At 66.1% G+C, this 5,026-nt stretch carries 4 protein-coding genes; 1 reads left to right on the forward strand and 3 read right to left on the reverse strand.

Annotation, left to right across the window (positions count from 1 at the left end; all coding sequences use genetic code 11):
- Nucleotides 1-643 (forward strand): energy transducer TonB (locus RA20_RS24240; protein ID WP_039135418.1); only part of this gene is annotated, 643 nt, incomplete at its 5' end.
- Between the two features lie 198 nt (nucleotides 644-841).
- Here the strand turns inward: RA20_RS24240 and RA20_RS24245 are convergent.
- The 3 genes from RA20_RS24245 to RA20_RS24255 all read right to left on the reverse strand — a co-directional run.
- The gene (locus tag RA20_RS24245) at nucleotides 842-2,029 is read right to left on the reverse strand and encodes an aromatic ring-hydroxylating oxygenase subunit alpha (RefSeq protein ID WP_052249167.1); all 1,188 of its coding nucleotides are present in this window, start codon (nucleotides 2,027-2,029) and stop codon (nucleotides 842-844) included.
- The gene (locus RA20_RS24250; protein ID WP_052249168.1) at nucleotides 2,026-2,634 is read right to left on the reverse strand and encodes a sarcosine oxidase subunit gamma; all 609 of its coding nucleotides are present in this window, start codon (nucleotides 2,632-2,634) and stop codon (nucleotides 2,026-2,028) included. The genes RA20_RS24245 and RA20_RS24250 overlap by 4 nt, the downstream gene beginning before the upstream one ends.
- Nucleotides 2,627-5,026 (reverse strand): glycine cleavage T C-terminal barrel domain-containing protein (locus tag RA20_RS24255; protein ID WP_039135421.1); only part of this gene is annotated, 2,400 nt, incomplete at its 5' end. The genes RA20_RS24255 and RA20_RS24250, both read right to left, overlap by 8 nt.

The raw sequence follows: 5,026 nt of genomic DNA on the forward strand, positions 1-5,026 counted from the left end.
CCCGCCGCAAGCCATCGAGCAAATTGAAACCGCAACTGCTGAACCGCCGCTGCAGGCCGCAGCGCCTGCGCTTCCGCAGATAGACGCGCCGCAAGCGCCGCGGGCAGCTGTGCGGCTCGCGATGACCGAACCAGCCGCTGCAGACAATCTGCAAATAGACACCGCAGCGCCGCCGCCCCCGCCGCCTCCAAAGGCCCAAACGCCTTCCAAGCCGCAAGAACGCGAGGTACCGCCGCGCAATGCCAATTCCAGCCGGAACGCAGCGGGCCAAGCCGGTCAGCAGGCGGCCGATTCCGGCGGTGGCGCCCAGGCCGGGCAGTCGGGAGGTGCGCAGACGGCAACCGCCAGTTCCGGCCGTGAGGCCAAGCTGCGCTCAGTTTGGGGCAACAAGATCCGGGCCCGTATCGAGCGGCGCAAGCGCTACCCCTCCGCCGCCCGTGGCCAAGCCCGGGTGGTGGTGCGCCTGATAGTTTCCCGCAGCGGCCAGCTGCTGGACTACCGCATCGCAAAGTCCTCTGGCATTTCCGCCTTTGACCAGGCCGCCCTGGCAGCCGTCTCCCGCGCCGGGAAGTTCCCGCCGGCCCCCAAAAAGCTGCAGGCGAGTCAAATCCGGCTCAGTCTGCCCATCAGTTTCACCAAGTAGCCAGCAGCGGGCCAAGCCTGGACGCCTGGCTGCCAGCGCGCGGGAGAGCGGGGCCTGACCAATCCGTTCCTCAGTCAGCCATCACTCCAAAGCTGTCCGGACGGACAATAAGCTTAAACTGGCCGTGCTGCGGCTTTTTCGGACCGGGACGCTGACACGCGGCCCACGTTCTTCGATACCCGGCGGAGTCGGGCGGGCTCAGGATGTTTCCATCTCTGGCACCTCTGCTGGATTGTTACTCTTGCACAGCTGTGCAGCAAGATACTGCTGAAAGTACCAGACCGTGCGCTCCTTCGGAGACAGCCTGCCCGGGGCTGCAGCCAGCGCCTTGGCGTTTTGCGCGATGGCTCCGATGATCGGCTTATCCTCTTCGTTGATACGGTCAAATCCCGCCTTCAGCTCTACCGCATAGGCTGCACGCTCCTGAGGATCCTGCGGCACAGCGCCAGGGTAGTAATCAGCCCCCCAGAACACTTTGACTTTGTCCGTGCCATAAGGCTGCAGCGACAGCCAGAAGGTGCGTTCCGCCACCACCGACATCACATGGCATGGGAAGATCGCGGACAGCACGGCCTTGTTACGCTCGTCCTCGGTGAGCAGCGGGTTGTCCACCTGCATATCTGAATTGCGCTCGTAGGATTTACCGGGAATGCGGCCCTGCTCATACAGGCTGTACCCCGCGCCGCCATGCATCGCATTGGCCAATTTGGTGGGCATAGCCGGCTCGATCGTCTCGGCGTGGGCGACAAACAGATGATAGCCCTCGGTGAAGTTCTGAACCAGGATCTTCCAGTTGGTGTCCCAGATCTCTTCCGCTCGGAACAGGGTGCGGTACTTCGGCAGCTGGTAGTTCTCCAGCCGCGCCGACAGACCCGCCAGCCGCGGCGCCAGCGGCGCAGCTTCAGGATCCAAAGAGACGTAGACCCAGCCCTGCCAGACCTCGACCTGGAACTGCGGCAGGCAGACTTCCTTCTTGTTGAAGTTATCCCGCATATGGGCAGCGCCGATCAGCTGGCCGTCCAGATTGTAGGTCCAGGCATGGTAGGGACAGCTGATCCGGCCGCGGATATTGCCGGAGCCCTCCAGCAGCGTTGCCATGCGGTGGCGGCAGACGTTGGACATCGCCCGCAGAATGCCATCGCGGTCGCGCAGGACAACCACCGGATCGCGCCCGATGGTGGTGGCCCGGTAGTCGCCAGGGTTTTCGAATTCATCTTCCCGGCCGACGCAGAACCATTCGTGGTTGAAGATTTCGTCCAGTTCCAGTTCCAGGAACTCCGGCGAAGTATAGACCTGCGGCGGCGTCGCCTCGGCCAGTTCATCCGGCAGCGCGGCGTTGCGCGCCACCGCTTCCAAAAGGTCATTTACAGACATGCGAGGGGTCATTCCTGGTCTCCCGGTGCAGGTGAAAAGGTGGTTTCGCGCGTTTTCAGCCCGTATTGCAGGGCACTGCCGGCCAGCAGTTCCCAGAGTGAAGCGGCAAAGCTGCGCGGCAAGGCCAGGATGAACGCCGGCCCCGTCCGCCACAGAGTGACGCCCGTATGGTGAAAAGCAGTCGACGCCGCAGAGCCTTCGGGGAAGGCTGCCGGGCGCAGGTCCAGCGGCAGGAAGTGGTTCAGCAAAGTTTCGGCCTGCGGCCCCGAGACCTGCACCAGGGTGCGGGCGCTGGACAGGTCAAGAACCGTGCCCGCATTCCCCGGCTGCACCGCCGCCGGCAGATGACCGGCGCTTTGAAGCAGCCACCATTTCAGCGGCTCAACCCGCACCAGTGTGCCGGCTGTGCCCTGCTCCGCCCGCCCCGGACCCGGTGCTGCGCCGCAGCCTGCGGCGCCGGCGGCGGCGGTTCCGGCGTCAGCCAGCGCCTCTGGCCAGGCGGCAATCTGCGTCAGGGCGACCCCTGTGAGCAGGCTGAGCGTAACGCCAGCAGGCCCGGGTTTGCCGCTTCGGCTGGGGTGCGGCTGCTCCTGCAGCGCCAAGACCTGATCAAACATGCATCCGTTCTCCTTCAGGGTCGAACATATGGGGAGAGACAATCTCGACCTCGACCGGGGTGCCGCGCACCGGGTCAACCGCCGTCACCGCCTGCCCCGGCCAGGCCTCGTGCCCGCCTGCGATATAGCCCAGCCCGATCCAGTGGCCGAGCGCAGGGGAATGGGTCACCGCTGTCACCCAGCCTTCACCAAAGCCGCTGATCTCATCCGGCTTGCACAGCAGCGCGCCGCCATTGAAGGCCTGGCTGCGGTCCTTGGGGAAAACCCCAACCAGCCGGGGCCGGTCTTCGCGGGTCAGTTCGGGGCGGCCCTGCAGCGCCTTGCCGATGAAGGCTTTCTTGGCCGAGGCCATCTTGCCCAGGCCGGCATCATGGATGGTCACGCGGCCATCCAGCTCGGCTGCGGTAACATGGCCTTTCTCGATGCGCAGGGTCCCCAGCGCCTCCAGGCCATAGAGGCAGCCGCCCAGACGTTTGGTCTCTGCCCACAGCAGATCCATCATCGGCTCGCCATGATCGGCTGGCACGTAGAGTTCGAAGGCCAGTTCGCCCGAAAAGCTGATCCGCGCGATCAGCCCCTGGATGCCGTTGGCCAGTGCAACCGGGGCAACCCCCATGAACGGCAGCGCCTCGTTCGAGACTGCCCCGGGATCAGCTAGGCAAGCGGCCAGGGCCTCGCGGGACATGGGGCCTGCAATGGAAACCCCGGCCCATTGATCGGAAACGGAGGTCAGATGCACCCGCAGTTCCGGCCAGCGGGTTTGCAGAAGCTCCTCCAGCCAGACCATGACCTTGCCAGCCCCAGTGGTGGTGGTGGTCATCAGGAAGTCATCCTCGGCCAGCCGCCAGGTGGTGCCGTCGTCCATCACCATGCCGTCATCGCGCAGCATGATGCCGTAGCGTGCCTTGCCCACCGCCAGCTTGGCAAAGCCATTGGTATAGACGCGGTTCAGGAACTCCGCCGCATCCGGCCCCTGCACCGCGATCTTGCCCAGCGAGCTGACATCGCAGACGCCAAGGGTTTCGCGCACCGTGGCGGCTTCGCGCACATAGGCCTCGGCGATGGTTTCGCCATCCTTGGCGAAGTACCAGGGCCGGTGCCACAGGCCTGCGTCGGTCATGGTGGCGCCATGGCGCAGGTTCCAGTCGTGCAGCGGCGTGCGGCGCAGCGGCTTGAAATGGCCGTGCACATTGCGCCCTGCCAGCGCACCGATCGCAACCGGCGTATAGGGCGGGCGGAAGCGGGTGGTGCCCACTGCCGGGATCTCCTTGCCTAGGGCCTCCGCCATCAGCGCCAGGCCGATGATATTGCCCATCTTGCCCTGGTCGGTGGCCATACCCAGCGTGGTGTAGCGTTTCAGATGCTCAACCGAGACAAAGCCTTCCTGATGCGCCAGCCGCACGTCATCGCCGGTCACATCGTGCTGCGGGTCGACAAAAGCCTTGGCCTTGCTGCCGGGCAGCCGAACTTCGTAAAGCGGCTCAATCGGGCTGTCCCAGCCGCCGGGCGCAGGCTGCATGGCTTCCTGGCCCATGGCGTGCTTAGCTGCCGCCTCGCCGGAGGCCTCGCAGGCGTCGTGCGCCCAGATGCCCGCGGCAGCGCCCACCATGAATACCGGCTCTTCGCAGCCGCCCGCCAGGAAACAAGCCTGCCCGGCGTCCCACTCCGGTTTGACCCCGCGGTGCGAGGCCAGGTTCACAACCGGCGACCAGCCGCCGGAAACCAGCAGCAGATCGCAGGCCTCGGTGCCCGCCGCCTGCCAGCCGCTGCCGCTCCGGCGCGCCAGCTGCAGCGCCTTGATGCCGCTCCCACCCTTAGCGTCCAGCGGTGCCAGCCCCCGGTGCAGCGTGACACCCGATGGCACCTCGCAGCCCGGCTGACGGCGGGCATCGGCCAGCACCACCTCTGCCCCGGCTGCGGCCAGGTCCGCGGCAGTCTGATAGGCGCTGTCATTGGTGGTGGCGATCACCACCCGCTGCCCCGGCAGAATGCCATAGCGGTTGAGATAGGCCCGTCCTGCGGCGGCGGTCATCACGCCCGGGCGGTCGTTGCCTGCAAAGGCCACCGAACGTTCCATCGCCCCGGTGGCCAGCACGGTGGCCCCTGTCCGCACGGTCCAGAAGCGCTGCCGCGGCTGGTAGGGCTCAGGCGCCGGCAAGTGATCGGTCACCCGCTCCACCAGGCCTGCGGTGCCATTGTCGTAAAGACCGAAAACCGTGGTCCGGCTCATGATCCGCACACCTGCGTGTTCTACCGCCTGGATCAAGGCAAGGCGCTGGGATTCGGCGGCGGGATCGTTCAGCAGATCGCCACCCAGTTCAAAGTCCTGCTCAGCCAGGATCACGTCCCGGCCAGCCTCCGCGGCGGTCAGGGCGGCGCGCAGCCCGGCGGG

Origin of the sequence: Leisingera sp. ANG-Vp (assembly GCF_000813725.1) — a bacterium.
Classification (GTDB): domain Bacteria; phylum Pseudomonadota; class Alphaproteobacteria; order Rhodobacterales; family Rhodobacteraceae; genus Leisingera.

Coding starts and splice junctions, on each gene's coding strand:
- RA20_RS24245 (WP_052249167.1), bottom strand. CDS start 2,029: ATGACCCCTCGCATGTCTGTAAATGACCTTTTGGAAGCGGTGGCGCGC.
- RA20_RS24250 (WP_052249168.1), bottom strand. CDS start 2,634: ATGTTTGATCAGGTCTTGGCGCTGCAGGAGCAGCCGCACCCCAGCCGA.